At 36.2% G+C, this 658-nt stretch carries 2 protein-coding genes; both read right to left on the bottom strand.

Annotated elements, in window-relative coordinates:
* Positions 1 to 232 (bottom strand): transposase (locus tag KPC_RS20220; RefSeq protein ID WP_031978566.1); only part of this gene is annotated, 232 nt, incomplete at its 3' end.
* A gap of 7 nt (positions 233 to 239) precedes the next feature.
* Positions 240 to 647: a hypothetical protein gene (locus KPC_RS20215; RefSeq protein WP_228212376.1), complete on the bottom strand. Its 408-nt coding sequence runs from the start codon at positions 645 to 647 to the stop codon at positions 240 to 242.
* Positions 648 to 658: the final 11 nt, after the last annotated feature.

Raw genomic sequence — 658 nt, 5'->3', positions numbered from 1 at the left:
GCACAAAGCCAGTGACCATACGTAAAGACAGACGGAATAAGGATTTAATCATTAAGCAGCATTGGATGGCTGCGTCGGAGTAGGTTTGATTTCGCCCTTGTTTGCCTTTTGATGGCGCATACCATTGCGTAGCAGGATCAAACCAAATGGCAATATTTCCGCGACTCATGAGTGCTCGGTTATATGCGGGCCAATTGGTTGTGCGGTAGATTTTGTGTGTAGGCTTCTTCATTTGAAAATTATATCGCTGAAAAAGCCTTTACAGATAGGTTTGTGCAACAAAGCCGTTCTCCACTAATTTCAACATTTTTTACTTCTGGAATATTTTTTGGTGGAATAAAATAAGCTACTCCACTTTCAGTAATCCAAATTTCTTTCAATGGAGATCCATTAATCGATAACTGATCTGTTAAATTTATTTTTTTACCATCTAATCTTTCAACTCTAGCAAGGATTCCTATTATAGGAAAATGAACATCAGGAGTTATTCTAGCTTTTGGAATTACATCCTTTGAAGGTAATAAATGCTGTAAATGTGTAGATTTTAAACAAGCAACTGATGGGGTATTGAAAATATGCTGTCCCGCTTTTGCCTCAAATTTTCTGGGAGTAATAATCTTAATACCGTCTTTATTAATGATAATCATTAATGATAATC

Source organism: Acinetobacter stercoris (assembly GCF_900323515.1).
In the GTDB taxonomy this organism is placed as follows: domain Bacteria; phylum Pseudomonadota; class Gammaproteobacteria; order Pseudomonadales; family Moraxellaceae; genus Acinetobacter; species Acinetobacter stercoris.
The sequence above is the reverse complement of the archived record's forward strand: the minus strand, read 5'-3'. Positions and strand labels throughout refer to the sequence as shown.

Excerpts from the sequence above, each read along its gene's own strand:
- KPC_RS20215 (WP_228212376.1), bottom strand. The coding sequence starts at position 647 with ATGATTATCATTAATAAAGACGGTATTAAGATTATTACTCCCAGAAAA.